This is a genomic window from Pseudomonas sp. GCEP-101, from assembly GCF_025133575.1.
In the GTDB taxonomy this organism is placed as follows: Bacteria; Pseudomonadota; Gammaproteobacteria; order Pseudomonadales; family Pseudomonadaceae; genus Pseudomonas; species Pseudomonas nitroreducens_B.
In genome coordinates, this window is record NZ_CP104011.1 from 3434400 (window position 1) to 3459590 (window position 25191).

A 25191-nucleotide genomic window follows, 5' to 3' on the forward strand; every position below is an offset into this window, starting at 1 on the left:
AGCTGTGCGCCCCTCGCTCCTACAGGTCCGGTCTTGTGCGTGGCGCAGAAATGAAAAAGCCGGGCATCTGCCCGGCTTTTTCGTCTGCGCTGAAGGATCAGCCTTTCTCGCCCTGGACGGTCCTGCCGCCCACGGTGCCGTCCTTGAGCATGATCTGATATTCCTTGCCGTCGGACTCCTGCTGGTACAGGCGCACGAGGAGGAAGTCCCAGTCCTTGGCAAACCACAGGATGGTCTTGCGGTTGCTCTTGGTGGGGTCGCGCACGCGCTCTACCTTGATCGCGGTGATCAGGCCGGCCTGGGTGCGGACCTTCTCTTCGCCGAGCACGCGGAAGTCGTAGGTATCGGTGTCGGTACCCTCGATCACCTGGTAGCTCATGGCCTTCTTGCCGACGGCCACATCGTGCTGCAGCGCGAGCTGGTAGGTGGACTTGTCCAGCTGGCCCTTGTTCAGCGGCTGGCGCACCTGGTCGCCACGGTCGCTGCCCAGCACCTGCTTCTCGGCCCAGTCGAAATCGAGCTCGGTCTGCTTGTTCTTGCCCAGGCCTTCGCGGGCCCAGCGGTAGGTCAGCGGCAGGTAGGTGTCGTTTTCCACCTTGAACGTGCTGCTTTCGGTGAGGCTGGCGAGCAGCATGGACGCCTTGAAATCCAGTTCCCAGCGGCCGCCGTCGCCTTGCTTGAGGCTGCGGGAAGCGGTCCCGCTGATCGGCATCTGTTTCCAGTCGGCGGTGTAGCTGGCCTCGAACGGCTTGAGCTCGAAAGCCTGGGCCGGCAGGGTCAGTACTGCCATCAGGAACAGCAGGGCTCTACGCATCGCGAATCTCCTAGGTTCGGTACGAATAGCCGGAGGCGGGCAGAAGCTCACCATCCAGCATGGCGCCGTGTTCGCCCAGCCGTACCCGGCCTTCGGCGAACCAGCGCATGGCCAGCGGATAGATCACATGTTCCTGCACGTGAACGCGCTGCGCCAGCGTTTCCGGCGTGTCGTCAGACTCTACCGGGATTGCCGCCTGTACGACCAGTGGACCACCGTCAAGTTCCTCGGTAACGAAGTGCACGCTGCAGCCGTGCTCGGCGTCGCCAGCCTCCAGCGCACGCTGGTGGGTGTGCAGGCCCTTGTACTTGGGCAGCAGGGACGGGTGGATGTTCAACAGGCGGCCCTGGTAATGACGCACGAAGTCCGCGCTCAGGATGCGCATGAAGCCGGCGAGCAGCACGAGGTCTGCGTCGAAGCCATCGATGGCCTGGATCAGCGCGGCGTCGAAGCTTTCGCGGTCGGCGTAGGCCTTGTGGTCGAGGAAGCGGGTCTCGATGCCGGCCTGGCGCGCACGCTCGAGGCCGTAGGCATCCGCGCGGTTGGAGATCACCGCGCGGATGACGGCCGGCGTGTCAGCGCCGGCGAGACTGTCGATCAGGGCTTGCAGGTTGCTGCCGGAGCCGGAAATCAGCACCACGACATTGCAAGGTGTGGACATCAGTGGCCTTTCAGGTTGTTCAGGACCACGCGCTCGGCGTCGGGGGCGCACGCGTCGATGCTGCCGATGACCCACGGCTGTTCGCCGGCGTCACGCAGGGCCTTGAGCGAAGCCTCGACCTGGTCCTGGGCCACGCAGATGACCATGCCCACGCCGCAGTTCAGCACGCGGTGCATTTCGGTCTCGTCGACGTTGCCTTTTTCCTGCAGCCAGTCGAAGACCGCCGGGCGCTGCCAGCTGGCCACGTCGATGACGGCCTGGGCATTGTCCGGCAGTACGCGCGGGATGTTGTCCAGCAGGCCGCCGCCGGTGATGTGGGCCATGGCCTTGACCGCGCCGGTCTGCTTGATCAGCTGCAGCAGCGGCTTGACGTAGATGCGGGTCGGGGCCATCAGCAGGTCGGCCAGGGGCTTGCCGTCCAGCTGGGTGGCTTCGATGTCGGCGCCGGAGACTTCGATGATCTTGCGGATCAGCGAGTAGCCGTTGGAGTGCGGGCCGGAGGAGGGCAGGGCGATCAGGGCGTCGCCGGCGACCACTTTCGAGCCGTCGATGATTTCCGATTTTTCCACCACGCCGACGCAGAAGCCGGCCAGGTCGTAGTCTTCGCCTTCGTACATGCCCGGCATTTCGGCGGTTTCACCACCGACCAGGGAACAGCCGGCCAGTTCGCAACCGGCGCCGATGCCGGTGACCACGGTGGCGGCCACGTCGACGTTGAGCTTGCCGGTGGCGTAGTAGTCGAGGAAGAACAGCGGCTCGGCGCCGCAGACCACCAGGTCGTTCACGCACATGGCGACCAGGTCCTGGCCGATGCTGTCGTGCTTGTTCAGGTTCAGCGCCAGGCGCAGCTTGGTGCCCACGCCATCGGTGCCGGAGACCAGCACGGGTTGTTTGTAGCCGGCCGGGATTTCGCACAGAGCGCCAAAGCCACCCAGGCCGCCCATGACTTCCGGACGCGCGGTACGCTTGGCCACGCCTTTGATGCGTTCGACCAGGGCTTCGCCGGCGTCGATGTCCACACCGGCGTCCTTGTAGCTCAACGAGGGTTGCTTGTTGCTCATAAATCCAGGCCTATAGAAGGGATGATTCGTCTTGCCGCCGGTGCGCCGTTCGCGCTTGCCGGCCTGCGCGGGAGGCGCGGGATTTTATCAGGCTTGCCCGGCAGCGGCCATCTCGCGCTGTTGCTGCTGGCCGGACGGCTGTTTAAGGTATAGGCCTTCCTTGCCGACTCGTAGCAGTCGGTATTTCTGATTTTTCCCGCGAGAGCCCGCCATGCGTCTGACCGCCCGCCTGTTGATCCTCTGCCTGTCGCTGCTCAGCCTGCCGTCTTTTGCTGAAACGCTGGGCAACCTCTACCAGGTGCACGAACCGGTCGCTTCCCAGCAGCCGGACGAGCGCAACGCCGGCCTGACCCGCGCCCTGCAGACCCTGGTACTGCGCCTGACCGGCAACACCGGCGCTGCGCAGAACCCGGCCCTGGCCGGGTACTTCAAGGACCCGCAACAGCTGATCAGCCAGTACGGCTACGAGGACGGCCCGCCCCTGGCGCTGGTGGTGGACTTCGACCCGACCGCCACCGACAACGCCCTGCGCCAGGCCGGCCTGCCGGTCTGGGGCGCCAGCCGCCCGAGCGTGCTGGCCTGGTGGCTGAACGAAAGCGCCAGCGGCAGCAGCCTGGTGGGCGACAGCCAGGAAGCGTCCGCGCCGCTGAACCGCGCCGCCCAGCGCCGCGGCCTGCCGCTGCGCCTGCCGATGGCTGATCTTGGCGAACAACAACTCGGCACTGCCGAGAACCTCAACGCCGCCCAGCCGGACGCGCTGAAAGCCGCTTCCGAGCGTTACGGTGCCGATGCCCTGCTGGCGGTGGACGCCAAGGAAGCCGACGGCAAATGGACCGCCACCTGGCGCGTGTGGATGGGTGACAGCCGCGAGCAGGGCCAAGCCCAGGGCGATACGCCGGACGCACTGGCCGATGCGGTGATGCTGGGCGTCTCGCAGCGCCTGTCGCAGCGTTTCGTCGGTTCGGCAGGTTCGGCGTCGGCCCAGGTCCTGCAGATCGAGGGCGCCGACCTGGCGCGCTACGCCGAAGTGTCGCGCCTGCTGGAGCCGATGGGCGCCAAGCTGGTCGAGGTGCAGGGTGGCAATCTGGTGTACCAGGTCACCGCCAGCCCCGAACAATTGCGCGCCCAGTTGGGCCTGGCCCGCCTGCAGGAGGCCCCGGCGGAGCCGGCGCAAGCGGCAGTGGATGCCAACGGCCAGCCGGTGCCCAACGCGGCCGTGGCCAGGCCGAACACCCTGCGCTTCCGCTGGTGATCAACGCTGCGGGGGCGGGCAAAGTCCCGCTTCCCGGCGCCGGCGGCTCTGAGTCGCACGTGGTAGCTGCGTTATCCTTCTGATTTGGATAAACTTTCAGTCACCAAGGCCCACCCCAAGCGATTGAAGAAACGCCCGGCCCGGCATGACTCCTATGCAGCTCCCACTCAGCGTACGTCTGCGCGATGACGCAACGTTCGCCAACTACTACCCCGGTGCCAACGCCGCGGCGCTCGGCTACGTCGAGCGTCTGTGCGAGCCCGAGGCGGGGTGGACGGAAAGCCTGATCTATCTGTGGGGCGCCGAGGGCGTGGGCCGCAGCCACCTGCTGCAGGCCGCGTGCATTCGTTCCGAACAGCTGGGCGAGCCGTCGGTCTACCTGCCCATGGCGGACCTGGTGGCCTATGGCCCGGAAATCTTCGACAACCTCGAACAGCGCGAGCTGGTGTGCCTGGACGATCTCGACGCCCTGGCCGGCAAGCGCGAATGGGAAGAGGCGCTGTTCCACCTGTTCAATCGCCTGCGCGATTCCGGCCGCAAGCTGCTCCTGTCGGCCTCGGTGTCGCCGCGCGAGCTGGGCGTGAAGCTGCCGGACCTGAAATCCCGCCTGACCCTCTCGCTGATCTTCCAGCTGCACCCGCTGACCGACGACGAGAAGCTGCGCGCCCTCCAGCTGCGCGCGTCGCGCCGCGGCCTGCACCTGACCGACGAAGTCGGGCGCTTCATCCTCACCCGCGGCGCGCGCAGCATGCAGTTCCTCTTCGACCTGCTCGACGAGCTGGACAAGGCCTCGCTGCAGGCCCAGCGCAAGCTGACCATTCCCTTCCTCAAGGAAACCATGGGCTGGTAAACACCGCCAGGTTTCAGCTCAACTCGTTTAGAAACCCCATGATGGCCGTTGCGCAGGGCTGTGCTCGGCTCTGTAGGAGGAAGTGCGGGCCGTCGATTTCTTTCGTTTTGATAGTGCCGCAGCCGTCAGCAGCCATGATGCGTGCACGGCTGGTAACCAGGCGATCATTGGATGGCACCAGGTTCAGGCAGGGAGACGGTAGCGGTTCATTAGTGTTGCGTAGGTCAGCCAGAACTGTCAGACGCGCGCGAGCCAAGGCGGCAGGCATGCGCCTGATTTCATCGGCGATCAGGGCTACCAGCGCTTCTGGCGCGTCTGTCCCTGCACAGAACTGGCGAATCAGGTTGCGCTGCGCGAGGAGCGATGGCGGCAGCACGGGAAGCAATCTGAGAAGGCTGAGAAGCGGGTTCGGTTTGCTGGCAAAGGTTGCCGCGAAGACCACGCCACGTAGCCCGATCGGCCTTCGTCCAGCCAGCATCCGGGCAAGCGGGCCGGAGAATGACTCCCCCAGCAGGACGAAAGGGGCACTTCCAAGTCTGGGATACAGCGAGTCAGCCAGGCTTCGGTAGTCTTGTGGCCCGCACTCAGGTAGTTCGAGACACTCAACCGGCAGGCTGTCTGGGAGGCAGGCTAGCAGTGGGGCGAAGAGGCGGTTGCTACCATTGAGACCCGGCAGGAGTAGCAACCGCACTGATCAGTTCTCGCCAGCCAGCTTGCGGTCGTACTGGAAGCGCCAGCGCGTGTACATCAGCGCCGAGCAGAACAGCGACACGCTGAGAATGATCTCCGCCCAGCCGAAGATGGCGTGGTTGGGATCGAAGGCGTTGAGCACGCCGAGGATGAAGTACAGGTTGATCACGTAGCAGGCCCAGGCGTGGCCGCGCGCGCTGCCGATCAGGATGCCCGGCGCTACGACGAGCAGCGGCAGTAGCTTGAAGCCGAGAAACACCCACGGCACCCATTGCGCGCCGCCGTGGGCGTCGGCGAACAGCACATCCCAGAGGACGATGAGCAGGATCAGCCCGATGAAGCTGCCGAGGGCGACCGCGCGGCTGGCGGCCAGCCGGGGTTTGAGCCATTCCATGGGCGGCAGCGGTTTGTTCTTGCGGGCCATTCAGCTCTCCAGTTTGCGCGCGACGTCGGCCAGGCGCTTGCCCAGCGCGCGGCACAGGGTGATTTCGTGTTCGTCCAGGCTTCGCTTGCCATCGGCCGTGGCGAAGTGGCTGGCACCGTAGGGCGTGCCGCCGCCGCGGGTTTCCAGCAGGGCGGGCTCGCTGTAGGGGATACCGGCGATGAGCATGCCGTGGTGCAGCAGCGGCAGCATCATCGACAACTGGGTGGTCTCCTGGCCGCCGTGGAGGCTGGCGGTGGAGGTGAACACCGCGGCCGGCTTGCCCACCAGGCCGCCGGTCAGCCACAGGCTGCTGGTGCCGTCGAGGAAGTACTTGAGCGGCGCCGCCATGTTGCCGAAGCGGGTCGGGCTGCCGAGGATGAGGCCGGAGCAGTCCTTGAGGTCATCCAGGGTAGCGTACAGGGCGCCTTCGGCCGGGATGTCCGGGGCGACCGCTTCGCACTCGGTGGAAACCGCCGGCACCGTGCGCACGCGGGCTTCCAGGCCGCCTTGCTCGACGCCGCGGGCGATCTGCCGGGCCATTTCGGCGGTGGCGCCGTGGCGGCTGTAGTAGAGGACCAGGATGTAGGGCGTGCTCAAGGCAGGATCTCCAGCACGTTCTCCGGCGGACGGCCGACGACCGCCTTGTCCCCGACGATGACGATTGGCCGCTCGATCAGCTTGGGATGCCGGGCCATGGCGTCGATCAACTGGTCGTCGCTCAACGCCGGGTTGGCCAGGTCCAGCTCCTTGTATTCGTCCTCGCCGGTGCGCAGTAGCTGGCGCGCACCGATGCCCAGCTTGCCGAGCAGCGCCTTGAGCTCGGCGGCGCTGGGCGGGGTTTCCAGGTAGCGGACGATCTCCGGCTGGATGCCGCGCGCTTCGAGCAGTTCGAGGGCGCTACGGGATTTGGAGCAGCGCGGATTGTGGAAAATTGAAATCTGGCTCATGTGCCGGGACTCGCAAGGCCGATGAAGTGGCGGCTATTCTAACCGCCTCCTCGGACTGGACTGAACCGCTGTCGTTCGCCGTGATCCATGAGGACGGTTTTTTCGGTGCAGCCAAAGGACACTTCATGCACGAACGCTTGCAGGGCCTGGTCGAATTCGGCCGCTATCTGGTCCAGCGCTTTCTCGCCGACAAGGCGCCCAACAGCGCCGCGGCCCTGACCTACACCACGCTGTTCGCGGTCGTCCCGATGATGACCGTGACCTTCGCCATGCTCTCGGCCGTGCCGGCCTTCGAGGGCATGGGCGAGCGCATCCAGCTGTTCGTGTTCCGCAACTTCGTGCCGTCCACCGGCGAGGCGGTGGAGGCCTACCTGCGCAACTTCACCGTGCAGGCGCGCCACCTTACCTGGCTGGGCGTGGCGTTCCTGGCGGTCACCGCCTTTACCATGCTGGTGACCATCGAGAAGGCCTTCAACGCCATCTGGCGCGTGCGCCAGCCACGCCGGGGCGTGACCCGCTTCCTGCTGTACTGGGCGATCCTCAGCCTCGGCCCGCTGCTGCTGGGCACGGGGTTCGCGGTGTCGACCTATATCACTTCTCTGTCGTTGCTCTCCGGCCCCCACGCGCTGCCGGGGGCGGCGATGCTGCTGAAGTTCATGCCGCTGCTGGCCAGCGTGGCGGCCTTCACGCTGATCTACGCGGCGGTGCCCAACGCGCGGGTGCCGGTGTTGCACGCACTGGCCGGCGGGGTATTCACCGCGATCCTGTTCGAGGCGGCCAAGTCGCTGTTCGGCTTCTATGTCAGCTTCTTCCCCGGCTACAAGCTGATCTACGGCGCCTTCGCCACGGTGCCGCTGTTCCTGCTGTGGATTTATCTGTCGTGGCTGATCGTACTGTTCGGCGCGGAGCTGGTCTGCAACCTGTCCTCGACCCGCCTCTGGCGCCGTCGGGCGATGCCGCGCCTGCTGGTGATCCTGGGCGTGCTGCGGGTGTTCTTCGACCGCCAGCGCCACGGCCTGCCGACGCGCCTGGCGCACCTGCACCGCGCTGGCTGGCTGTTGCCGGAGGACGAGTGGGAAGAGGTGCTGGACTTCCTGGAGGGCGAACAACTGGTCTGCCGCGCCGGTTCGACCACCGCCGCCTGGGTGCTGTGCCGCGACCTGGGCAGCTACAGCCTGCATCACCTGCTCAACCGCAGCCCCTGGCCACTGCCGTGCCTGGAGGCGTTGCCGGCACAGCTGGACGAACCCTGGTACGCGCAATTGCGCGAGACGCTGGCGCGCTATCAGGCTGATCGTGAGGCGCTGTTCGGGGACAGCCTGGCGAAATGGTTGAAGCCGTCACATTCCGAGTGACGCAAAACGTCAGTTTGCGGCGAAACTGTTGCTTGCGCGGTGTTGCACTGGTCCTGACGGGGCACCAATTCTCGCTATTTCAGAATTGGCACACTTCTGGCTATAGACCTGACAGGACAAAGGAGTCCTTCAGAAGTTCCTTCAGGGCCAGTAAATCCATGAAAAAAGACCAGAACAACGTAGTGCACCTGCATCAGCGCGATCTGACGAGCGCTCTGGAGCGGTTGAATAGAATCACTGGTCTGCATTTCAGCAGCTGGCCCGAATCGCTCCTGCCGTCCGTTCCGCAGGAAACCACCGAACCCGTTGCGGCCGAGCCGTCGGACGACACCCTGGTGCGTCAGCTGGGCTGATGCGTCACAGGCTGGTGACGGCCGGGCGCGCCGCGCCTGCCTGCTGCTCCACCGCCTGCATGAAGACCTCCTCGGCGATGACCCGCGACAGGGAAACGGCCGCGCGCAGCTTGATCTGCGCTTCTTCGATCCGCTGGGAGAACGGCAGCCGCGCCACCCCGGACAGCAGGATGCGGCTCTGCTTGTTGACCGTGCCATGGTCGATCACCACCTCCCGGCTGCGCTCGCCATCGCGGTAGCTGAGCAGCAGCGTTACCGGCAGGTCCGCCACGCCGGGCAGATGCAGCCACACTGCGACGTTGAAGTCGGCCAACCGCCCGCCATTGGCCGCGTTGGCCGGTCGCGCACTGGCGACGATATGGCTGGGAACCTTGCTGACAAGCTGGTCTGTGGGCTGCATCGGGCTGTCCTGTCGATGAAGGCCGGCGTACGTGGCGCCAAGCGCATTCTGAAGGTCGCTGAGTGATCGGCGAGCGAGAATCGTCCCGAAAGTCAGAACGAACGTTCGAATTATAAAAAGGTGGGCGCCAGGCAATCCGGGCGTACTGCCGATCTTGCCTGTGACTTCTCTCCCAAATTCGACAATCAGGCCAGGCGCAGTGGGTGGCGAGCTACCAAGGGCGTGCTGAGGTTGGCGACGGGCAGCGGCAGGATGGTCTGGTTGTCGAAACTGGCCAGCTGCAGCCAGAGGTTCTCCCCTTCGACGAACTGCCCCTGGGCGACCCACAGCCCGTGATACCAGCCATTTCCCGGTTCCGGTGTGCTCTGCAGGACGCCGGGGTGCCGCTGGGCGTCCGGTGCGCGGCGCAGCCAGACTGGGCGAGGGAGTCCTTTCAGATAACGCAGCCCCAGGTGCAGGCCATCGCTGTTGAGATGCCGCCAGCGCACCACGGCAAGGGTGGGTGTGCCGCCGTTGCCTGGGATCAGCAGCAGCTGGCCGACGGGCAGTTGGCCGGCTTGCTGCCCGGCACAGAGGATGCGCGCGCCGCCAGGGCTGGCATCCATCAGCGCCGCTTCCCGACAGGGGCTGGCCGAACTGTCCAGCAGGTGCTGCTGGATTGCCGGGAGACCAACCACGACGCGGCAGGTGCCGCTTTGTTCGGCGCGCTCATGGCGACGCGGCTGATGCCCGAGCCAGTGGTGGCGCACGCGCTCCAGCAGTGCGCCTTGTTCGAGGCGGCGCAGCGGCGCCGGATCGTGCAGGGCGATGAGCAGGGCGCCCAGCTCCAGGCGCCGCAGCTGCTCGGCCGGCGCATCGGCGGCCTGCTCGGCGGCGAGGCAGGGCTCGTCCGAGCCGAGGTCGACCACGAAGCCTTCCTGTTCATCGTCGTCCCAGGGCAGCAGCCGGCCCAGCGCGGCCAGGGACGCCAGGGCGCTGAACAGTTGCGGCGCTTCGCCTTCGGTCAGGTGGAACGGGTTGCTCAGGGCCAGCAGCAGTATCTGCTGGTACAGCCCGCGCAGGGTGCCGGCCGGGACGGGATCGAACGCCGCCGCCACCGGCTCGTCCAGGCAATCCTGATGCTCGCCGATCCAGTACAGCAAATGGCTGTCGCGCCACAGGCTGCCCGGCGGTTGCTGGTACTGCTGGTAATGGCGCAGCAGGGCCTGGGCAAGAAAGTGCTGGGCCATGTACAAGCACCAGGCCATGTGCGGCCGCGACGGCTTGCGGCCGTTGAGGATCTGCAGCAGCAGGCGCTTGAAGCCGGCGGCGAGTTCGCTGCAGAAGTGTACGAACAGTGCCGGCGGCGTCTTTTCCTGGCGGATCAGGCGTTCGTAATACCGGTATTCTTCGCTGAGGCTTTGCAGGGCGCGTTGCCTTTCCAGTAAGGTCAGCGCGCACCGGTTGAGGCGGAACAGCGTGCCCAGGGCTCTCTGCAGACCTTCCTGCAGGGGCTGAAGCCGCGATTCCTGAAGCCTGACCGCCAGGTTGCTCATTGCCTCGGCATCTTCTTCGAGGATGTCCGGCACCTCCAGGCGCAGGGCATCGAGCATCATGACCACCCCGCATACACGAGGATTGAAGGCATGGGAGTGCGGCTCCGTATTGTGATGGGCGTGATGGCTGGCCTGATCCTGGCCGGTTGCTCGGCGGACTATGGCACCGATCAGCATGGACAGAAAGTACCCGCTGCGAAGGTAGATGGCCAGTGGCTAGTGATCAATTACTGGGCCGAGTGGTGCGCGCCATGCCGCAAGGAGATTCCCGAGCTGAACCAGCTGGCGGAACAGGGCAATACGCAGGGCTTCCGGGTGCTGGGGGTGAACTTCGACGGGCTGCGCGATGCCGAGCTGGCGAAGGCCTCGCAGGCCCTGGGCGTGCAGTACACCGTGCTGGCCGACGACCCCGCGCCGCGTCTGGGCCTGCCACGCAGCGACGCGCTGCCTGTCACCTATATCGTCGACCCTGATGGCAAGATGCGCGAGCAGTTGCTCGGCGAGCAGACCGCCGCCGGCGTGCAGGCGCGCTTGAGCGCATTGCGCGAGGAGAAGCAGTGATGGCCAGGATCTGTCTGCACGGCTACATCAGTGGCAAGGTGCAAGGCGTATATTACCGCCAGAGCACGCAGGAACAGGCCGAGCGCCTGGATATCGACGGCTGGATACGCAACCTCGACGACGGGCGCGTGGAGCTGTTGATCGAGGGAGAGGACGATGCGGTGCGCGAGCTGGAGAAGTGGCTGGCGCGAGGGCCGGTGAAGGCCAAGGTGGCCGCAGTGGAGCTGGAGCCGATGACGCCCCAGGGCATCACCGGCTTCATCGTTCGCCGCTAGACGTCAGTTGCTGACGCCGGGGTCCGCTGCCAGGCGACCGGCGTCGGTCATCAGGCTGTGGAGGAATTCCTTCTGCAGCTCCGGATCGTTGCGGGTCAGTTCGATCAGGCTCTGCTCCAGCTCGCTGGCTTCTTCTTCCAGGCCAAGGTCGGACAGGCGCTTTACCCGGTGCACCCAGCGGTGCACGTCCTCGCCTTCCAGGTCGTCATAGATCAGCGCGTGGGCTTCCTGCAGCTTGCCGCGCAGGGAGCGGCTGACCAGCAGGCTGGCATCGGCGCGGGTGTCGTCCGACGGGTCCTGGACGCTGAACTGCAGACGGCCGATGCGGCTGACTTCGTCGTCGCTGAACGGGCCTTCCAGCAGGTTCAGGCGCAGCACGCCATGGCGATCGGTGAGCAGTTCCTGGGAGCTCTTGCCGGCGGTGACGGTCACCGGGCGCTCCGACCAGGGCAGGCTGGAGTACTCGGTGCGCTTGTCGCGCTGCGTTTCGTCGATCGAGGCCAGGTTCTGCTCGGCGCGGCCGTTGGACTCGACGTTCATGAACGGGTTCATGCCATCGATGCCATAGCGGATCCAGCCGCGGGTGATGCTCTCGGGCAGGTTGCCGAGGGCGAACACGTTGACCACGTTGGCGCCGATGCCGCCGACGAAGGCGACGACGCCCAGGGGCATCTCATACACCTTGCGCCAGCCCTGGTACGGCGTGTAGCGGTCGTAGCGACGGGTGACCTCGAACTCGGTGACTTCGAAGGTCTTCTGTTCCTGCACGCGAATGCGGCGCTGCGGCAGTTCCAGGGTGGCCGGCGTGCCTACGTCGATCTGCAGGCTGTGGTCGAGCAGCTTGCGCTCGACGCGCTCTTCATGCTCGCTGCGTTGCGGCAGCTGGTTGGCGCAGCCGCTCAGCAGGAGGCTGCCGCACAAGGCGGCAGCCGCGAGGCTGGAGGTACTTCCGGTGGACATCGCTCTGCTCAGTTGCGGATCTTGGCCGTGATGAAGGCTTGCAGGTCGGACAGGGCGACAGGCTGCGACTCGGCGTCACGGCGGCCCTTGTACTCCAGGGTGCCTTCGTCCAGGCCGCGCTCGCTGACCACGATGCGGTGCGGGATGCCGATCAGTTCCATGTCGGCGAACTTCACGCCGGGGCTGGTCTTCTTGTCGCGGTCGTCCAGCAGCACTTCGAAGCCGGTGGCGGTAAGGTCCGCGTACAGCTTGTCGGCGGCGGCGCGCACGGCTTCGTTCTCGTACTTCATCGGCACGATGGCGATCTGGAAGGGTGCCAGGGCGGCCGGCCAGAGGATGCCGCGGTCGTCGTAGTTCTGCTCGATGGCGGCGGCGACCACGCGGGATACGCCGATGCCGTAGCAGCCCATGATCAGCGTGACCGGCTTGCCGCTCTCGCCCAGTACGGACAGCTTCATGGCTTCGCTGTACTTGGTGCCGAGCTGGAAGATGTGGCCGACTTCGATGCCGCGACGGATGACCAGCGTGCCCTTGCCGTCCGGGCTCGGGTCGCCCTCGACGACGTTACGCAGGTCGGCGATTTCCGGTACCGGCAGGTCGCGTTCCCAGTTGACGCCGAAGTAGTGCTTGTCGTCGACGTTGGCGCCGGCGGCGAAGTCGCTCATCAGCGCGACCGAGCGGTCGATGATGCAGGGCAGCGGCAGGTTCAGCGGGCCGAGGGAGCCGGGTGCGGCGCCAATGGCAGCCTTGATGTCGGCTTCGCTGGCCATCTGCAGGGGGCTGGCCACCAGCGGGTGGTTGCCGGCCTTGATCTCGTTGAGTTCGTGGTCGCCACGGACGATCAGGGCGATCAGTTTGCCTTCCTCGGCGGCGTGAACCACCAGGGTCTTGATGGTTTTCTCGATCGGCAGGCCGAACTTTTCCACCAGTGCGGCGATGGTCTTGGTCTCGGGAGTGTCGACCAGGCGCAGTTCTTCGGTGGCGGCGCCGCGAGCGGATTCGCGGGGCAGGGCCTCGGCCTTCTCGATGTTGGCGGCGTAGTCGGTGGACTCGCCGAAGACGATGTCGTCCTCACCGGAGCCGGCCAGCACATGGAATTCGTGGGAGCCGCTGCCGCCGATGGAGCCGTTGTCGGCCTGCACGGCGCGGAAATCCAGGCCCAGGCGGGTGAAGATCTTGCTGTAGGCCTGGTACATGATGTCGTAGGTGGCCTGCAGCGAGTCCTGGCTGGTGTGGAAGGAATAGGCGTCCTTCATGATGAACTCGCGGCCGCGCATCAGGCCGAAGCGTGGACGGATCTCGTCACGGAACTTGGTCTGGATCTGGTACATGTTGATCGGCAGCTGCTTGTAGCTGTTCAGCTCGTTGCGTGCCAGATCGGTAATCACTTCCTCGTGGGTCGGGCCGACGCAGAAGTCGCGGTCATGGCGATCCTTCAGGCGCAGCAGCTCGGGCCCATACTGCTGCCAGCGGCCGGATTCCTGCCACAGTTCGGCGGGCTGGATGGCGGGCATCAGCACTTCCAGGGCGCCGGCGGCGTTCATTTCCTCGCGAACGATGGCCTCCACCTTGCGCAGTACCCGCAGACCCATTGGCAGCCAAGTGTAGAGACCGGACGCCAGCTTGCGGATCATGCCGGCGCGCAGCATCAGCTGGTGGCTGATGACGACCGCATCGGAAGGGGTTTCTTTCAGGGTGGACAGCAGGTACTGACTGGTACGCATCTTTGGCCGTTTTGTCGGTTGCGAAGGGGAATATAGGCTGGGCATTGTACGGTGCAGGTCTTGCTGCGTACAGGGCGCGGCGGGCGGAGACGGAGGAGTGGCGTGAGTCGTTTGAATGCAGCCCAGGTACAGGCGTTCATCCGCGCGGGATTGCCCATGGCGGACGACATGGATTTCCGCATCGATGCACTGGAAGGGCGCAGCGCCTTCGCGCGGATACCCTTCCATGGAAAGCTGGTACGCCCCGGCGGAACGGTGTCCGGGCCGACCATCATGGCGTTGGCGGATGCGGCAATGTATGCGGTAATCCTCGCGCAATTGGATAACGTCGAGATGGCCGTGACGTCCAACCTGAATATCAATTTTCTCAGCAAGCCCAAGCCCGAAGACCTGTTGGCGGAGGCGAAGATATTGAAGCTGGGGCGCCGCCAAGTGGTGTGCGAAGTGGCTGTCTATTCGGTCAGTAATCCGCAGGAGTTGGTGGCCCATGTCACCGGCACCTATGTATTGCCGATGTAACGGATACGTTCGAAGTTGTAGGTAAGTTGCAATAAAAAAGCCCGGCGCAAGCCGGGCTTTTTGTTACCTGCAGTTCGTTCTGGATTACAGAACGGACAGCGGGTAGTCGATGATCAGGCGGAATTCATCGATGTTGCCTTCAGCCTGGTCGGAGTTGGCGCGGTGCCAAGCCTGACGAGCACGGAAGGAAAGGTCTTTTGCCGGGCCGCTCTGGATAACGTATTTGGCTTCCAGGTTGGTCTCGCGGTGTTTGCCGTCCGGGCCATAGCCGTAGTTGGCATAGGGGCTGGTCGGATCGATCTTGTCGCCGTCGATGTCCTTACCGTAGATGTAGCGGCCCATGAAGGTCAGGCCCGGTACGCCGTACTCTTTCATGTTCAGGTCGTAACGGCCTTGGATGGATTTTTCACCCGGGCCGTTGAAGTCGGAGTACTGAACGGAGTTGGCGAGGAAGATCGAGTCGCCGCCAGCGTTGTTGTCGCCGATACCGATGTAGTCGAACGGAGTGTTGCCGTTCACTTTCTGGAAGGCGAGGGTCAGGGTGTGCGCGCTGATGGTGTAAGCGGCGGCCAGCGAGAAGGTGTTGTTGCTGATGTCGCCAAGCTTGGCGGAACCTTCGTCGCGGGTGTTGTAGTAGTTGAAGTCCAGGCCGAGGGACTGGTTGTCCGCGATCGGCAGGGTGTAGTTCAGGTTGACGTAGTACTGGTTCCACAGGTCTTCGACCTTGGCGCCGTACAGCGAAGCGGAGAACTGGTCGTTGATGGCGTATTTGCCACCCAGGAAGTCAGCGCTGTTGGCGGTGACGCCACCGTACTGGGACCAGATTTCACCGTCGCGGTTGGTGGTGTCCTGGCCGGTACCGGAGTAGAAGTGACCGCCTTCCAGATCCAGGCCGTCGATTTCGCTGCTCATCAGGCTGAAGCCGCTGGCGGTTTGCGGCAGCAGGCGGGTGCCGCCGACGGCGAACACCGGGGCGGTGGGCTGCATGTCACCGAACTTCAGCTCGGTCTTGGAGATGCGGATCTTGATAGCGCCGCCGGCCTTGCCGAAGTCGTCGGCCTTGTTGCCGTCATCGTGAACCGGCAGGTTGCCGGTGCCGCCGTAGCCGCTGCCACCGTCGAGTTTCAGACCCAGGTAGCCGAAGGCGTCAACACCGAAACCAACGGTGCCTTGGGTGAAGCCGGAGTTGTAATTGGCCCAGAAACCTTGGGTCCAGTCACGGGCATCGGTGGCGCCGTCTTTCTTGTTGCGATTGAAGTAGTAGTTGCGAACCAGGAAGTTCAGGCTGCTGTCTTCGACAAAGCCTTTTGCATCAGCCTGATTGCCTACGAAGGGCTCGGCCATTGCCAGTTGCGTGGTGCCTGCAGATACCGCCAGGGCGATGGCGCTCCACTTCATCACTTTCATTGTGATTGCTCCTTTGGTTTTGAAATTATCTGCCATCACAGTGCCGCGGTGACGGCTCATTCTTTTTGTCGGCGCTAACTTATAGCACGCGTGTTCAGTTGGCGATAGTTGCCCAAATAAACACACAAAAACTTTACGGGACTGTCGCAAAGCTGCATGACACATGTCGCATTCAAGCAGTTCTCATGTTGCAAAAAGAGATTGCCCCCTGATTGCTTCATTGGTACTTCAGTCCCTGTGGTTCTCTATTCCATTGACCACTTCTTAAGTTCTCCCGCGTCCGCGACCACTTCTTCGAATAGGGGTGGCCGTCGGTGCGATGTCCTTGGCTCTAGCAACAACCGTGCACAAATGCCCGGATGTGCCTTCACAGTGCCCGTCTTGCGACGCGATGACGCATTTCACGGCTTCTGTTGGCGATTTGCAACATGGGCGCGCACCGATGTCGTTTTTCAGCATCCCGTATTTGTAGCTGTTTAATCGATTTTTCGCCGCCGATGGCGGTGATTGCCGTGCAGATTCCCGCACGCGCCTGCTGTCGGGATATGCCAATCCGCGTCATGCGCCATGCTGGTGCGGGGTCTTGAGCGGCCTGCTCCGCGAGGGGGCGCGGGGTGGGCATGTTCGCCGGCGGGGCTCTCTAGTATTCTTCGCGCCCTTCGGCTCCTTCGGGGAGCTAGGCTTAAACAAGCTTCGTCGAACAGGAGAGGTCTTATGTTCGCCCTGGATTCCCGTCTTCAACAGGACACCATCGCGGTGGGTGACTTCCCGCTGAGCAGCCTGCTGCTGATGAACGACTCGCAGTACCCCTGGTTCATCCTGGTCCCGCGGCGGGAGGAAGTCAGTGAAATCTTCCAGCTGGACGCCGCCGACCAGCAGCAGTTGTGGCGCGAAGCCACGCAATTGGCCGAGGTGCTCAAGGACACCTTCGATGCCGACAAGATGAACGTGGCCAACCTCGGTAACGTCGTCAGCCAGTTGCATGTGCACGTGATCGTGCGCAAGCACGGCGATGCCGCCTGGCCGGGCCCGGTATGGGGCAAGCACCCGGCTGTGGCATACACGGGCGAGGAGCTGGCGCGGGTGCGCGAGAAGCTGCGCATGGCGCTGGGCGATGGTTTTCGCTTCAGCCAGGAGTGAATGATGGATCTGGAAAACCGCGTGACCGACCTGGAAAGCCGATTGGCCTTCCAGGATGATGCGCTGCAGACCCTGAGTGATGTGGTCTACGAGCAGGAGCGGGTGATCGAGCGCCTGCGCCTGCAGATGCAGGCGCTGCTCAAGCGCCTGGAAGACCTGCAGGGGCAGGTGGGCGTGGCCGATGATGAAGCGCCGCCGCCGCACTATTGATGCGCCCATGAAAAAGCCCGCCTGATGGCGGGCTTTTTCATGGGGTGGTGCTTAGCGGCGGTTGGGCAGGGCGGCGATCACATCCTCCGCCTGCAGGCCCTTGTCGCGCTGGACCACCGAGAACTCTACGCGCTGGCCTTCGATCAGGATGCGGTGGCCCTCGCCGCGGATAGCGCGGAAGTGGACGAAGATGTCCTCGCCGGAGTCGCGGGAAATGAAGCCGAAGCCCTTGGATGTGTTGAACCACTTCACGGTGCCGGTTTCGCGGTTCTCCCCGGCGAAGGTTTCGCTCGGCGCACTGCTGCGCCGCGGATTCAGGTTGGCCAGCCACTGCATGACCACCGCGCCTGCGAGGCTCAGCAGTGGCAGGACGATGGCCGGCTGCTCGCCGATGAAGGGCAGCGGCGCAAGCAGAATCAGCACTTGCAGCACCACGGCCAGCACCACCAGGGCGGTGGCCAGGCCTTGCAGGGCTGAGGGCTGTTTCACTTGGCCGACCGGCGCGAGCAGCAGGCTGGTCAGGCCGAGCAGGGCCAGGTAAACGGCGTCGCTTTGTTGCAGGTAGGGAAGGGCATCGCTGCGCAGGCTCGGAACAAGAGACAGCACGAGTGCGGCGACGCCCGTCACGAGATGGACGATCTTCAGCATGGCTACGGATTCACCTTGAGCGGTAACGAAAAAAGAAGCAGCCGTCCCTGAGTGCGACGCCGGAAAAGTAAATGAAAGCGTGCCGGACGGCCTATGCGCGAAACGCACGGCGGTTATTTAACAGCAAACCACTTGCCTTCTCAAATCAACCGCTTAGGCCATTCGTAGGGGGAGCAAGCCCGCCGCGCGGCGGGCTTCCTTATATAAGGAGGGATCAGTCGGCGAGCAGGCTGCGCAGCATCCATGCGGTCTTCTCGTGAACCTGCATGCGTTGGGTCAGCAGGTCGGCGGTGGGCTCGTCGGCCACCTTGTCGGCCAGCGGGAAAATACTGCGCGCGGTGCGCACCACTGCCTCCTGGCCCTGCACCAGCAGCCGGATCATCTGCTGAGCATCCGGCACGCCTTCCTCTTCCTTGATCGATGACAGGCGCGCATACGCCGCATAGGTGCCCGGCGCCGGGAAGCCCAGGGCGCGGATGCGCTCGGCGATGCTGTCCACGGCCAGTGCCAGTTCGTTGTACTGCCCTTCGAACATCAGGTGCAGGGTGTTGAACATCGGTCCGGTGACGTTCCAGTGGAAGTTGTGGGTCTTCAGGTACAGCGTGTAGGTGTCGGCCAGCAGCCGGGACAGGCCTTCGGCGATGGCGGCTCGATCCTGCTCGGCGATTCCGATGTTGATTTCCATGGTGATCTCCTCATCGTGGGCATCGGTGGATTCAAAAGCGTTGCATTCGAGGCTATCACCCGGTCCGATGTGAAGCTCTTGGTCTATATCAAGGTAATCGATTGGGAATTTCTATTAACAGGCTGTGCAGCCGGCCGCTTCTTCCTTGCCGGAGCCTGGCTGCAACCTGCGGATTTTTCAGGCTATAATCCGCGTCTTTGCCGCGGGATGCGGGCCCGTGGCAGTGTGATCAGTCAAGGTGTCCCATGCCGATTTACGAGTACCAGTGCCAGTCCTGCGCGCATCAGCTGGAATCGCTGCAGAAGATCAGCGATGCGCCGTTGGTCGATTGTCCGGCCTGCAAGGCTCCCGAATTGAAGAAGATGTTGTCGGCACCGGGCTTCCGCCTGGGCGGCAGCGGTTGGTACGAGACCGACTTCAAGACCGGAGCGAAGAAGAACCTCGCCTCCGGCGATGCCCCTGCGGCCTGTCCGGCCACCGGTTGCGGTGGTGGCGGCTGCTCCGCCAGCGAATGAGCGGTTCCCTAGAATTCAAGACTTTCGAGAAGCGAAACACACCATGATGCGCAGCCACTATTGCGGCCAGTTGAACGAGAGCCTGGACGGCCAGGTAGTCACTCTTTGCGGTTGGGTCCATCGCCGCCGCGACCACGGCGGGGTGATCTTCCTCGACGTGCGTGATCGTGAAGGCCTGGCCCAGGTGGTGTTCGACCCGGATCGCGTCGAGACCTTCGCCAAGGCGGACCGCGTGCGCAGCGAATACGTGGTGAAGATCACCGGCAAGGTGCGCCTGCGTCCTGAAGGCGCGCGCAATGCCAACATGGCTTCCGGCGCCATCGAGGTGCTGGGCCACGAGCTGGAAGTGCTGAACCAGGCCGAAACCCCGCCGTTCCCGCTGGACGAGTACTCCGACGTGGGCGAGGAAACCCGCCTGCGCTACCGCTTCATCGACCTGCGTCGCCCGGAAATGGCCGCCAAGCTGAAGCTGCGCGCGCGCATCACCAGCAGCATCCGTCGCTACCTGGACGACAACGGCTTCCTGGACGTGGAAACCCCGATCCTCGGTCGACCGACCCCGGAAGGCGCGCGCGACTACCTGGTGCCGAGCCGTACCTACCCGGGCCATTTCTTCGCCCTGCCGCAGTCGCCCCAGCTGTTCAAGCAGCTGCTGATGGTCGCCGGCTTCGACCGTTACTACCAGATCGCCAAGTGCTTCCGCGACGAAGACCTGCGTGCCGACCGCCAGCCGGAATTCACCCAGATCGACATCGAGACCAGCTTCCTCGAAGAAAGCGACATCATCGAGATCACCGAGAAGATGGTTCGCCAGCTGTTCAAGGAAGTGCTGGACGTCGAGTTCGACGAATTCCCGCACATGCCGTTCGAAGAGGCCATGCGCCGCTACGGTTCGGACAAGCCTGACCTGCGCATCCCGCTGGAACTGGTCGACGTCGCCGATCAGCTGAAGGACGTCGAGTTCAAGGTCTTCTCCGGCCCGGCCAACGATCCGAAGGGCCGCGTTGCTGCCCTGCGCGTTCCGGGCGGTGCGAGCATGCCGCGCAAGCAGATCGACGACTACACCAAGTTCGTCGGCATCTACGGCGCCAAGGGCCTGGCCTACATCAAGGTCAACGAACGCGCCAAGGGCGTGGAAGGCCTGCAGTCGCCGATCGTCAAGAACATCGCCGAGCCGAACCTGAACGTGATCCTAGATCGCGTCGGTGCGGTCGATGGCGACATCGTGTTCTTCGGCGCCGACAAGGCCAAGATCGTCTGCGACGCCCTGGGCGCGCTGCGTATCAAGGTCGGTCATGACCTCAACCTGCTCACCAAGGAGTGGGCGCCGATGTGGGTCGTGGACTTCCCGATGTTCGAAGAGAACGACGACGGCAGCCTGACCTCGCTGCACCACCCGTTCACCGCGCCCAAGTGCACCCCGGAAGAGCTGGAGGCCAACCCGGCCGGCAAGCTGTCCCGTGCCTATGACATGGTGCTCAACGGCACCGAATTGGGCGGCGGCTCCATCCGTATCCACGACAAGGCCATGCAGCAGGCGGTGTTCCGCGTGCTGGGCATCGACGATGCGGAGCAGGAAGAGAAGTTCGGCTTCCTCCTCGACGCCCTCAAGTACGGTGCACCGCCCCACGGTGGCCTGGCCTTCGGCCTGGACCGCCTGGTGATGCTGATGACCGGCGCGGCGTCGATCCGCGAAGTCATCGCCTTCCCGAAAACCCAGAGCGCCGGCGACGTCATGACCCAGGCTCCGGGCACCGTGGACGGCAAGGCGCTGCGCGAGCTGCACATCCGCCTGCGCGAGCAGCAGAAGGCCGCCGAGTAAGTCGATTCAGATTGCAGCGGCGCCGGCCACGCCGGGCGCCGCCTGCGAAGCAAACAAGCGATACGGAGTGAGTTATGGCTGGTCATTCCAAATGGGCCAACATCAAGCACCGCAAGGAACGTCAGGACGCCAAGAAGGGCAAGATCTTCACCAAGCTCATTCGTGAGCTGACCGTCGCCGCCAAGCAGGGTGGCGGGGTGCCGGCGGACAACCCCCGTCTGCGCCTGGCCGTGGACAAGGCGCTGACCGCCAACATGACCCGCGACACCATCGATCGCGCCATCCAGCGCGGGGTGGGCTCCAGCGAAGCGGACAACATGGCCGAGCTGACCTACGAAGGTTACGCGCCCAGCGGCGTGGCGATCATCGTCGAAGCCATGACCGACAACCGCAACCGCACCGCGGCCGAAGTGCGCCATGCCTTCAGCAAGTGCGGCGGCAACCTGGGTACCGATGGTTCGGTGGCCTACCTGTTCGAGCGCAAGGGCCAGATCAGCTACGCGCCGGGCGTGAACGAAGAAGCCCTGATGGATGCCGCGCTGGAAGCCGGCGCCGACGACGTGGTGGTCAACGACGATGGTTCCATCGACGTCTTCACCACCTTCGCCGACTTCATCTCGGTCAACGAAGCGCTGACCGAAGCCGGTTTCAAGGGCGAGGAAGCCGAGATCACCATGATCCCGTCGACCACCGCGACCCTGGACCTGGACACCGCGCAGAAGGTCCTCAAGCTGATCGACATGCTCGAAGACCTGGATGACGTGCAGAACGTCTACTCCAATGCGGATATCCCCGACGAGGTGATGGCCCAGCTGGGCTGATCCCACCGCCGGCGATGTGCGAAGCCGGAAGCGGGAGTGGTCGTCAGCGGCGCCTCCCGCTTCCGGTTTTTGTTATGTGAAAGGCGCGTTGCAGACTAGGTGTGATCGAACGGACATGACCCTGATTCTCGGCATCGACCCAGGCTCACGGATTACCGGCTTCGGCGTGGTGCGCGACACCGGCCGCGGCTGCGAATACGTGGCGTCGGGCTGCATCCGGACCGGCAACGGCGAGCTGTTCGAGCGCCTGCAGATCGTCTTCCGTGGCGTGCGCGAGGTCATCCAGACCTACCAGCCGACCATGATGGGCATCGAGCAGGTGTTCATGGCGCGCAACGCCGATTCGGCGCTGAAGCTGGGCCAGGCGCGCGGCGCCGCCATCGTCGCGGCGGCGGAAGAGGGGTTGCAGATTGCCGAGTACACCGCCAGCCAGGTCAAGCAGGCCATCGCCGGCACCGGCGGGGCGGACAAGCAGCAGGTGCAGATGATGGTGATGCACCTGCTCAAGCTTACGCAGAAGCCGCAGATCGACGCCTCCGATGCGTTGGCTATCGCCCTGTGCCACGCGCACACCCGGCAGAGCCTGGTGCCGCACGGCCTGGTTGGCGCCCGTCGTCGTGGCGGTCGCCTGCGCCTGTGATATCCGGAAAAACATTGAGCAAGGACAAACACCCGTGATTGGACGCCTGCGTGGCACCCTGGCGGAAAAGCAGCCGCCGCACCTGATCGTCGACGTGAATGGCGTGGGCTACGAGCTGGAAGTGCCGATGACCACCCTGTACCGTCTGCCGAGCCTGGGCGAGCCGGTGACCCTGCACACCCACCTGGTGGTGCGCGAGGATGCCCACCTGCTCTACGGCTTTGCCGAGAAGCGCGAGCGCGAGCTGTTCCGCGAGCTGATCCGCCTCAACGGGGTGGGGCCGAAGCTGGCCCTGGCGTTGATGTCCGGCCTGGAAGTCGATGAGCTGGTGCGTTGCGTGCAGGCGCAGGATACTTCCACCCTGGTGAAGATTCCCGGCGTCGGCAAGAAAACCGCCGAACGCCTGTTGGTGGAGCTCAAGGATCGCTTCAAGGCGTGGGAGAATATTCCCTCCATCGCGCCGCTGGTGGTGGAACCCAAGCTGGTCGCCGCAGTCTCAAGCGCCGAGTCCGATGCGGTCAGCGCGCTGATCGCCCTGGGCTTCAAACCCCAGGAGGCGAGCCGTGCCGTGGCCGCTGTGCAGGAGGAAGGCTTGTCCAGCGAAGAACTCATCCGCCGCTCATTGAAAGGCATGGTCTAGGTAGCTATCGATGATCGAAGCCGATCGCCTGATTTCCTCTGTCTCCGGTCGCGACCGCGAAGAGCAGTTCGACCGCGCCATCCGCCCGCTCAAGCTGGCGGACTACGTCGGCCAGCCGGTGGTGCGCGAGCAGATGGAACTGTTCATCCAGGCGGCCCGTGGGCGTCAGGAAGCCCTCGATCACACGCTGATCTTCGGCCCGCCCGGCCTGGGCAAGACCACCCTGGCGAACATCATCGCCCAGGAGATGGGTGTTTCGATCAAGAGCACGTCCGGCCCGGTGCTGGAGCGCCCCGGCGATCTCGCCGCGCTGTTGACCAATCTCGAACCCAACGACGTGCTGTTCGTGGACGAGATCCATCGCCTGTCGCCCATCGTCGAAGAAGTGCTGTATCCGGCGATGGAAGATTTCCAGCTGGACATCATGATCGGCGAAGGCCCGGCCGCGCGCTCGATCAAGCTCGACCTGCCACCCTTCACCCTGGTGGGGGCGACCACTCGCGCCGGCATGCTCACCAACCCGCTGCGCGACCGTTTCGGGATCGTCCAGCGCCTGGAGTTCTACGGCGTGGAGGACCTGACCAGCATCGTCAGCCGTTCGGCAGGCATCCTGGGCCTTGAAATCGAGCCGGCGGGCGCCTATGAAATCGCCCGGCGCGCCCGCGGTACCCCGCGTATCGCCAACCGCCTGCTGCGGCGGGTGAGGGATTTCGCCGAAGTGCGTGGCACCGGACACATCAGCAGCGATATCGCCGACAAGGCGCTGAACCTGCTGGATGTGGACGAGCGCGGTTTCGATCATCAGGATCGTCGCCTGCTGCTGACCATGATCGACAAGTTCGACGGTGGTCCGGTGGGTATCGACAACCTGGCGGCGGCCATCAGTGAAGAAAGACACACGATTGAAGACGTGCTGGAGCCCTATCTGATCCAGCAAGGCTATATCATGCGCACACCTCGGGGGCGTGTAGTGACCCGGCATGCGTACCTGCATTTCGGCCTGAACGTGCCGAAGCGGATGGGGGAGGGGGCGACGCCGGATCTGTTTGCCCCTGAAGATGGTAATTAATTGCATTTGTAGACGATTGCCGATTGGCAAAGTCTTTACTTGGTTCTAGAGTATGCGCGCGCAACACGGGGGTCAGCCGTTCCAACAGCGGTATCGGGTCTATTACGAGGACACCGACGCCGGCGGCATCGTCTACTACGTCAACTACCTCAAGTTCATGGAGCGGGCTCGTACCGAGCGGCTGCGTGATCTGGGCTTCGCCCAGTCACAGCTGGCGGGGGAGAACCTGCTTTTCGTCGTTCACTCGGCCGAGGCGCGTTATCACGCCCCCGCCCGCCTGGACGATGAGCTGCTCGTCAGCGCCGAAGTGGAGGAGTTGAACCGTGCGAGCCTGAAGTTTCGTCAACAGGTTCGACGGGCGTCGGATTCGACCTTGCTCTGCGAGGGGCGATTCGTGGTGGCGTGCGTGCGGGCGGACACCTTGAAACCCCGCGCCATCCCAGATGTGTTGCGTGCGGCATTTGCCGGCAGTCCGGACACCCTTTCAGCAGGAGATTAACGTGGAACCGAACGTCGTCGACCATACTTCCATGTGGAGCTTGATCAGTAACGCCAGCGTCGTGGTACAGCTGGTGATGCTGACCCTGGTGGCCGCATCGGTCACTTCCTGGATCATGATTTTCCAGCGCAGCAACATGATGCGCTCGGCGAAGAAGGCCCTGGAATCCTTCGAAGAGCGCTTCTGGTCGGGCATCGACCTGTCCAAGCTCTATCGTCAGGCGGGCAGCAACCCCGATCCGGATTCGGGGGTCGAGCAGATCTTCCGCGCCGGCTTCAAGGAATTCTCCCGTCTGCGCCAGCAGGCCGGCGTCGACCCGGATGCCGTGATGGAAGGCGTTTCGCGCGCCATGCGCGTCGCCATTTCCCGTGAGGAAGAGAAGCTGGAAACCAGCCTGCCATTCCTCGCCACCGTCGGTTCCACCAGCCCGTACATCGGTCTGTTCGGCACTGTCTGGGGCATCATGAACTCCTTCCGTGGCCTGGCCACCGTGCAGCAGGCCACCCTCGCCACCGTGGCGCCGGGTATCGCCGAAGCGCTGATCGCCACCGCCATCGGCCTGTTCGCGGCCATCCCCGCCGTTATCGCCTACAACCGCTTCTCCGCTCGCTCGGAAATGCTCATCGGCCGCTACTACACCTTCGCCGACGAATTCCAGGCGATCCTGCACCGCAAAGTGCACACCAGCGACGATTGAAGACGACCAAGAGGTAA

The 25191-nt window shown here is 64.2% G+C and carries 31 protein-coding genes and 1 pseudogene; 17 read left to right on the forward strand and 15 right to left on the reverse strand.

Annotation, left to right across the window (positions count from 1 at the left end; translation table 11 throughout):
• Nucleotides 1-97: 97 nt before the first annotated feature.
• From N0B71_RS15745 to purM, 3 genes are read right to left on the reverse strand one after another with little or no spacing between them, the layout of a single operon-like run.
• Nucleotides 98-814: a DUF3108 domain-containing protein gene (locus N0B71_RS15745; protein WP_259753483.1), complete on the reverse strand. Its 717-nt coding sequence runs from the start codon at nucleotides 812-814 to the stop codon at nucleotides 98-100.
• A gap of 10 nt (nucleotides 815-824) precedes the next feature.
• Entirely contained in the window at nucleotides 825-1475 is a 651-nt protein-coding gene (purN, locus tag N0B71_RS15750; protein WP_259753484.1) for a phosphoribosylglycinamide formyltransferase, read from the reverse strand.
• Nucleotides 1475-2536, reverse strand: coding sequence for a phosphoribosylformylglycinamidine cyclo-ligase (gene purM / locus N0B71_RS15755; RefSeq protein ID WP_259753485.1), 1062 nt, complete (start codon nucleotides 2534-2536; stop codon nucleotides 1475-1477). Before purM ends, purN begins: the two co-directional genes overlap by 1 nt.
• A 211-nt stretch (nucleotides 2537-2747) precedes the next feature.
• On the opposite strand from purM, the gene N0B71_RS15760 reads away from it, so the two are divergent.
• Together N0B71_RS15760 and hda are read left to right on the forward strand one after the other, a co-directional pair.
• Nucleotides 2748-3788, forward strand: coding sequence for a DUF2066 domain-containing protein (locus tag N0B71_RS15760; RefSeq protein WP_259753486.1), 1041 nt, complete (start codon nucleotides 2748-2750; stop codon nucleotides 3786-3788).
• A gap of 145 nt (nucleotides 3789-3933) precedes the next feature.
• Nucleotides 3934-4638 carry a DnaA regulatory inactivator Hda gene (gene hda / locus N0B71_RS15765; protein WP_024764559.1) on the forward strand — a complete coding sequence of 235 codons (705 nt, stop codon included), beginning with the start codon at nucleotides 3934-3936 and terminating at the stop codon, nucleotides 4636-4638.
• Nucleotides 4639-4651: 13 nt separating this feature from the next.
• Here the strand turns inward: hda and N0B71_RS15770 are convergent, their stop codons facing one another.
• Genes N0B71_RS15770 through arsC form a run of 4 tightly spaced genes read right to left on the reverse strand, consistent with a single transcriptional unit; the run spans nucleotide 4652 to nucleotide 6699 of the window.
• A complete protein-coding gene (locus N0B71_RS15770) occupies nucleotides 4652-5329 on the reverse strand; it encodes an alpha/beta fold hydrolase (RefSeq protein WP_259753487.1) in 678 nt (225 codons plus the stop codon).
• A 3-nt stretch (nucleotides 5330-5332) separates the two neighbouring features.
• Nucleotides 5333-5752, reverse strand: a complete 420-nt coding sequence (locus tag N0B71_RS15775) for a DUF2069 domain-containing protein (RefSeq protein WP_259753488.1) — start codon at nucleotides 5750-5752, stop codon at nucleotides 5333-5335.
• Complete coding sequence (gene wrbA / locus N0B71_RS15780) at nucleotides 5753-6349, reverse strand: NAD(P)H:quinone oxidoreductase (protein WP_259753489.1); 597 nt, start codon at nucleotides 6347-6349, stop codon at nucleotides 5753-5755.
• Entirely contained in the window at nucleotides 6346-6699 is a 354-nt protein-coding gene (arsC, locus tag N0B71_RS15785) for an arsenate reductase (glutaredoxin) (RefSeq protein ID WP_259753490.1), read from the reverse strand. The genes wrbA and arsC overlap by 4 nt, the downstream gene beginning before the upstream one ends.
• 125 nt (nucleotides 6700-6824) lie before the next feature.
• On the opposite strand from arsC, the gene N0B71_RS15790 reads away from it, so the two are divergent.
• Both N0B71_RS15790 and N0B71_RS15795 read left to right on the forward strand, forming a co-directional pair.
• Nucleotides 6825-8054, forward strand: a complete 1230-nt coding sequence (locus tag N0B71_RS15790) for a YihY family inner membrane protein (RefSeq protein WP_259753491.1) — start codon at nucleotides 6825-6827, stop codon at nucleotides 8052-8054.
• Between the two features lie 158 nt (nucleotides 8055-8212).
• A complete protein-coding gene (locus N0B71_RS15795) occupies nucleotides 8213-8407 on the forward strand; it encodes a hypothetical protein (protein WP_259753492.1) in 195 nt (64 codons plus the stop codon).
• Nucleotides 8408-8411: 4 nt separating this feature from the next.
• Here N0B71_RS15795 and N0B71_RS15800 read toward each other — a convergent pair whose 3' ends face one another.
• Together N0B71_RS15800 and N0B71_RS15805 are read right to left on the reverse strand one after the other, a co-directional pair.
• The gene (locus tag N0B71_RS15800) at nucleotides 8412-8807 is read right to left on the reverse strand and encodes a hypothetical protein (RefSeq protein ID WP_259753493.1); all 396 of its coding nucleotides are present in this window, start codon (nucleotides 8805-8807) and stop codon (nucleotides 8412-8414) included.
• Nucleotides 8808-8992: 185 nt separating this feature from the next.
• On the reverse strand, nucleotides 8993-10402 hold the full coding sequence (locus N0B71_RS15805; RefSeq protein WP_259753494.1) for a PilZ domain-containing protein: 1410 nt from the start codon (nucleotides 10400-10402) through the stop codon (nucleotides 8993-8995).
• Nucleotides 10403-10432: 30 nt separating this feature from the next.
• Here N0B71_RS15805 and N0B71_RS15810 point away from each other — a divergent pair, with 30 nt between their 5' ends.
• Complete coding sequence (locus N0B71_RS15810; RefSeq protein ID WP_259753495.1) at nucleotides 10433-10903, forward strand: TlpA disulfide reductase family protein; 471 nt, start codon at nucleotides 10433-10435, stop codon at nucleotides 10901-10903.
• Nucleotides 10903-11178, forward strand: a complete 276-nt coding sequence (locus N0B71_RS15815) for an acylphosphatase (RefSeq protein WP_259753496.1) — start codon at nucleotides 10903-10905, stop codon at nucleotides 11176-11178. Before N0B71_RS15810 ends, N0B71_RS15815 begins: the two co-directional genes overlap by 1 nt.
• 3 nt (nucleotides 11179-11181) lie before the next feature.
• Here N0B71_RS15815 and N0B71_RS15820 read toward each other — a convergent pair whose 3' ends face one another.
• Nucleotides 11182-12138 carry a hypothetical protein gene (locus N0B71_RS15820; protein ID WP_259753497.1) on the reverse strand — a complete coding sequence of 319 codons (957 nt, stop codon included), beginning with the start codon at nucleotides 12136-12138 and terminating at the stop codon, nucleotides 11182-11184.
• Nucleotides 12139-12146: 8 nt separating this feature from the next.
• Nucleotides 12147-13862 (reverse strand): proline--tRNA ligase, encoded by a 1716-nt coding sequence (locus N0B71_RS15825; RefSeq protein ID WP_259753498.1) that lies wholly within the window; start codon nucleotides 13860-13862, stop codon nucleotides 12147-12149.
• Between the two features lie 111 nt (nucleotides 13863-13973).
• Here N0B71_RS15825 and N0B71_RS15830 point away from each other — a divergent pair, with 111 nt between their 5' ends.
• Nucleotides 13974-14381: a PaaI family thioesterase gene (locus tag N0B71_RS15830; RefSeq protein WP_259759582.1), complete on the forward strand. Its 408-nt coding sequence runs from the start codon at nucleotides 13974-13976 to the stop codon at nucleotides 14379-14381.
• 84 nt (nucleotides 14382-14465) lie between these two features.
• Here the strand turns inward: N0B71_RS15830 and N0B71_RS15835 are convergent, their stop codons facing one another.
• Nucleotides 14466-15788 (reverse strand): OprD family porin, encoded by a 1323-nt coding sequence (locus N0B71_RS15835; protein WP_259753499.1) that lies wholly within the window; start codon nucleotides 15786-15788, stop codon nucleotides 14466-14468.
• A gap of 714 nt (nucleotides 15789-16502) precedes the next feature.
• Here N0B71_RS15835 and N0B71_RS15840 point away from each other — a divergent pair.
• Together N0B71_RS15840 and N0B71_RS15845 are read left to right on the forward strand one after the other, a co-directional pair.
• Nucleotides 16503-16928, forward strand: a complete 426-nt coding sequence (locus tag N0B71_RS15840) for an HIT family protein (protein ID WP_259753500.1) — start codon at nucleotides 16503-16505, stop codon at nucleotides 16926-16928.
• A gap of 3 nt (nucleotides 16929-16931) precedes the next feature.
• A complete protein-coding gene (locus N0B71_RS15845; protein WP_259753501.1) occupies nucleotides 16932-17138 on the forward strand; it encodes a SlyX family protein in 207 nt (68 codons plus the stop codon).
• A 51-nt stretch (nucleotides 17139-17189) separates the two neighbouring features.
• Here the strand turns inward: N0B71_RS15845 and N0B71_RS15850 are convergent, their stop codons facing one another.
• The 3 genes and pseudogenes from N0B71_RS15850 to N0B71_RS15855 all read right to left on the reverse strand — a co-directional run bounded on the left by N0B71_RS15850 (nucleotide 17190) and on the right by N0B71_RS15855 (nucleotide 18471).
• Nucleotides 17190-17456: a cold-shock protein gene (locus tag N0B71_RS15850; RefSeq protein ID WP_311197250.1), complete on the reverse strand. Its 267-nt coding sequence runs from the start codon at nucleotides 17454-17456 to the stop codon at nucleotides 17190-17192.
• A 66-nt stretch (nucleotides 17457-17522) separates the two neighbouring features.
• Nucleotides 17523-17786 (reverse strand): annotated as a pseudogene (locus N0B71_RS28175) (cold shock domain-containing protein membrane protein); the annotation flags it as partial.
• A gap of 214 nt (nucleotides 17787-18000) precedes the next feature.
• Nucleotides 18001-18471 carry a Dps family protein gene (locus tag N0B71_RS15855; protein WP_259753502.1) on the reverse strand — a complete coding sequence of 157 codons (471 nt, stop codon included), beginning with the start codon at nucleotides 18469-18471 and terminating at the stop codon, nucleotides 18001-18003.
• Nucleotides 18472-18716: 245 nt separating this feature from the next.
• On the opposite strand from N0B71_RS15855, the gene N0B71_RS15860 reads away from it, so the two are divergent.
• The 8 genes from N0B71_RS15860 (at nucleotide 18717) to tolQ (ending at nucleotide 25174) form a co-directional block, all read left to right on the forward strand.
• Complete coding sequence (locus tag N0B71_RS15860; RefSeq protein WP_015478285.1) at nucleotides 18717-18986, forward strand: FmdB family zinc ribbon protein; 270 nt, start codon at nucleotides 18717-18719, stop codon at nucleotides 18984-18986.
• A gap of 43 nt (nucleotides 18987-19029) precedes the next feature.
• Nucleotides 19030-20808 carry an aspartate--tRNA ligase gene (aspS, locus tag N0B71_RS15865; RefSeq protein WP_259753503.1) on the forward strand — a complete coding sequence of 593 codons (1779 nt, stop codon included), beginning with the start codon at nucleotides 19030-19032 and terminating at the stop codon, nucleotides 20806-20808.
• A 74-nt stretch (nucleotides 20809-20882) separates the two neighbouring features.
• On the forward strand, nucleotides 20883-21629 hold the full coding sequence (locus tag N0B71_RS15870) for a YebC/PmpR family DNA-binding transcriptional regulator (RefSeq protein WP_259753504.1): 747 nt from the start codon (nucleotides 20883-20885) through the stop codon (nucleotides 21627-21629).
• Between the two features lie 115 nt (nucleotides 21630-21744).
• The gene (ruvC, locus tag N0B71_RS15875) at nucleotides 21745-22269 is read left to right on the forward strand and encodes a crossover junction endodeoxyribonuclease RuvC (RefSeq protein ID WP_207885031.1); all 525 of its coding nucleotides are present in this window, start codon (nucleotides 21745-21747) and stop codon (nucleotides 22267-22269) included.
• Nucleotides 22270-22303: 34 nt separating this feature from the next.
• On the forward strand, nucleotides 22304-22909 hold the full coding sequence (ruvA, locus tag N0B71_RS15880; RefSeq protein ID WP_184589721.1) for a Holliday junction branch migration protein RuvA: 606 nt from the start codon (nucleotides 22304-22306) through the stop codon (nucleotides 22907-22909).
• A gap of 10 nt (nucleotides 22910-22919) precedes the next feature.
• Nucleotides 22920-23978: a Holliday junction branch migration DNA helicase RuvB gene (gene ruvB, locus N0B71_RS15885; protein ID WP_259753505.1), complete on the forward strand. Its 1059-nt coding sequence runs from the start codon at nucleotides 22920-22922 to the stop codon at nucleotides 23976-23978.
• A 52-nt stretch (nucleotides 23979-24030) separates the two neighbouring features.
• Nucleotides 24031-24477, forward strand: a complete 447-nt coding sequence (gene ybgC / locus N0B71_RS15890; RefSeq protein WP_259753506.1) for a tol-pal system-associated acyl-CoA thioesterase — start codon at nucleotides 24031-24033, stop codon at nucleotides 24475-24477.
• 1 nt (nucleotide 24478) lies between these two features.
• Nucleotides 24479-25174 (forward strand): protein TolQ, encoded by a 696-nt coding sequence (tolQ, locus tag N0B71_RS15895; protein WP_259753507.1) that lies wholly within the window; start codon nucleotides 24479-24481, stop codon nucleotides 25172-25174.
• The last annotated feature ends 17 nt before the right edge of the window (nucleotides 25175-25191 follow it).

Bases quoted from the DNA above. Each gene is read 5' to 3' on its own strand.
- N0B71_RS15820 (WP_259753497.1), bottom strand. From the start codon at position 12,138: ATGTCCACCGGAAGTACCTCCAGCCTCGCGGCTGCCGCCTTGTGCGGC.
- hda (WP_024764559.1), top strand. From the start codon at position 3,934: ATGACTCCTATGCAGCTCCCACTCAGCGTACGTCTGCGCGATGACGCA.
- N0B71_RS15810 (WP_259753495.1), top strand. From the start codon at position 10,433: ATGGGAGTGCGGCTCCGTATTGTGATGGGCGTGATGGCTGGCCTGATC.
- N0B71_RS15845 (WP_259753501.1), top strand. From the start codon at position 16,932: ATGGATCTGGAAAACCGCGTGACCGACCTGGAAAGCCGATTGGCCTTC.
- ruvC (WP_207885031.1), top strand. From the start codon at position 21,745: ATGACCCTGATTCTCGGCATCGACCCAGGCTCACGGATTACCGGCTTC.
- N0B71_RS15800 (WP_259753493.1), bottom strand. From the start codon at position 8,807: ATGCAGCCCACAGACCAGCTTGTCAGCAAGGTTCCCAGCCATATCGTC.
- N0B71_RS15855 (WP_259753502.1), bottom strand. From the start codon at position 18,471: ATGGAAATCAACATCGGAATCGCCGAGCAGGATCGAGCCGCCATCGCC.
- N0B71_RS15745 (WP_259753483.1), bottom strand. From the start codon at position 814: ATGCGTAGAGCCCTGCTGTTCCTGATGGCAGTACTGACCCTGCCGGCC.
- N0B71_RS15805 (WP_259753494.1), bottom strand. From the start codon at position 10,402: ATGATGCTCGATGCCCTGCGCCTGGAGGTGCCGGACATCCTCGAAGAA.
- purN (WP_259753484.1), bottom strand. From the start codon at position 1,475: ATGTCCACACCTTGCAATGTCGTGGTGCTGATTTCCGGCTCCGGCAGC.
- N0B71_RS15760 (WP_259753486.1), top strand. From the start codon at position 2,748: ATGCGTCTGACCGCCCGCCTGTTGATCCTCTGCCTGTCGCTGCTCAGC.
- N0B71_RS15790 (WP_259753491.1), top strand. From the start codon at position 6,825: ATGCACGAACGCTTGCAGGGCCTGGTCGAATTCGGCCGCTATCTGGTC.
- N0B71_RS15860 (WP_015478285.1), top strand. From the start codon at position 18,717: ATGCCGATTTACGAGTACCAGTGCCAGTCCTGCGCGCATCAGCTGGAA.
- N0B71_RS15825 (WP_259753498.1), bottom strand. From the start codon at position 13,862: ATGCGTACCAGTCAGTACCTGCTGTCCACCCTGAAAGAAACCCCTTCC.
- N0B71_RS15775 (WP_259753488.1), bottom strand. From the start codon at position 5,752: ATGGCCCGCAAGAACAAACCGCTGCCGCCCATGGAATGGCTCAAACCC.
- purM (WP_259753485.1), bottom strand. From the start codon at position 2,536: ATGAGCAACAAGCAACCCTCGTTGAGCTACAAGGACGCCGGTGTGGAC.
- ruvB (WP_259753505.1), top strand. From the start codon at position 22,920: ATGATCGAAGCCGATCGCCTGATTTCCTCTGTCTCCGGTCGCGACCGC.
- N0B71_RS15795 (WP_259753492.1), top strand. From the start codon at position 8,213: ATGAAAAAAGACCAGAACAACGTAGTGCACCTGCATCAGCGCGATCTG.
- N0B71_RS15835 (WP_259753499.1), bottom strand. From the start codon at position 15,788: ATGAAAGTGATGAAGTGGAGCGCCATCGCCCTGGCGGTATCTGCAGGC.
- ybgC (WP_259753506.1), top strand. From the start codon at position 24,031: ATGCGCGCGCAACACGGGGGTCAGCCGTTCCAACAGCGGTATCGGGTC.
- aspS (WP_259753503.1), top strand. From the start codon at position 19,030: ATGATGCGCAGCCACTATTGCGGCCAGTTGAACGAGAGCCTGGACGGC.
- N0B71_RS15840 (WP_259753500.1), top strand. From the start codon at position 16,503: ATGTTCGCCCTGGATTCCCGTCTTCAACAGGACACCATCGCGGTGGGT.
- arsC (WP_259753490.1), bottom strand. From the start codon at position 6,699: ATGAGCCAGATTTCAATTTTCCACAATCCGCGCTGCTCCAAATCCCGT.
- N0B71_RS15870 (WP_259753504.1), top strand. From the start codon at position 20,883: ATGGCTGGTCATTCCAAATGGGCCAACATCAAGCACCGCAAGGAACGT.
- N0B71_RS15815 (WP_259753496.1), top strand. From the start codon at position 10,903: ATGGCCAGGATCTGTCTGCACGGCTACATCAGTGGCAAGGTGCAAGGC.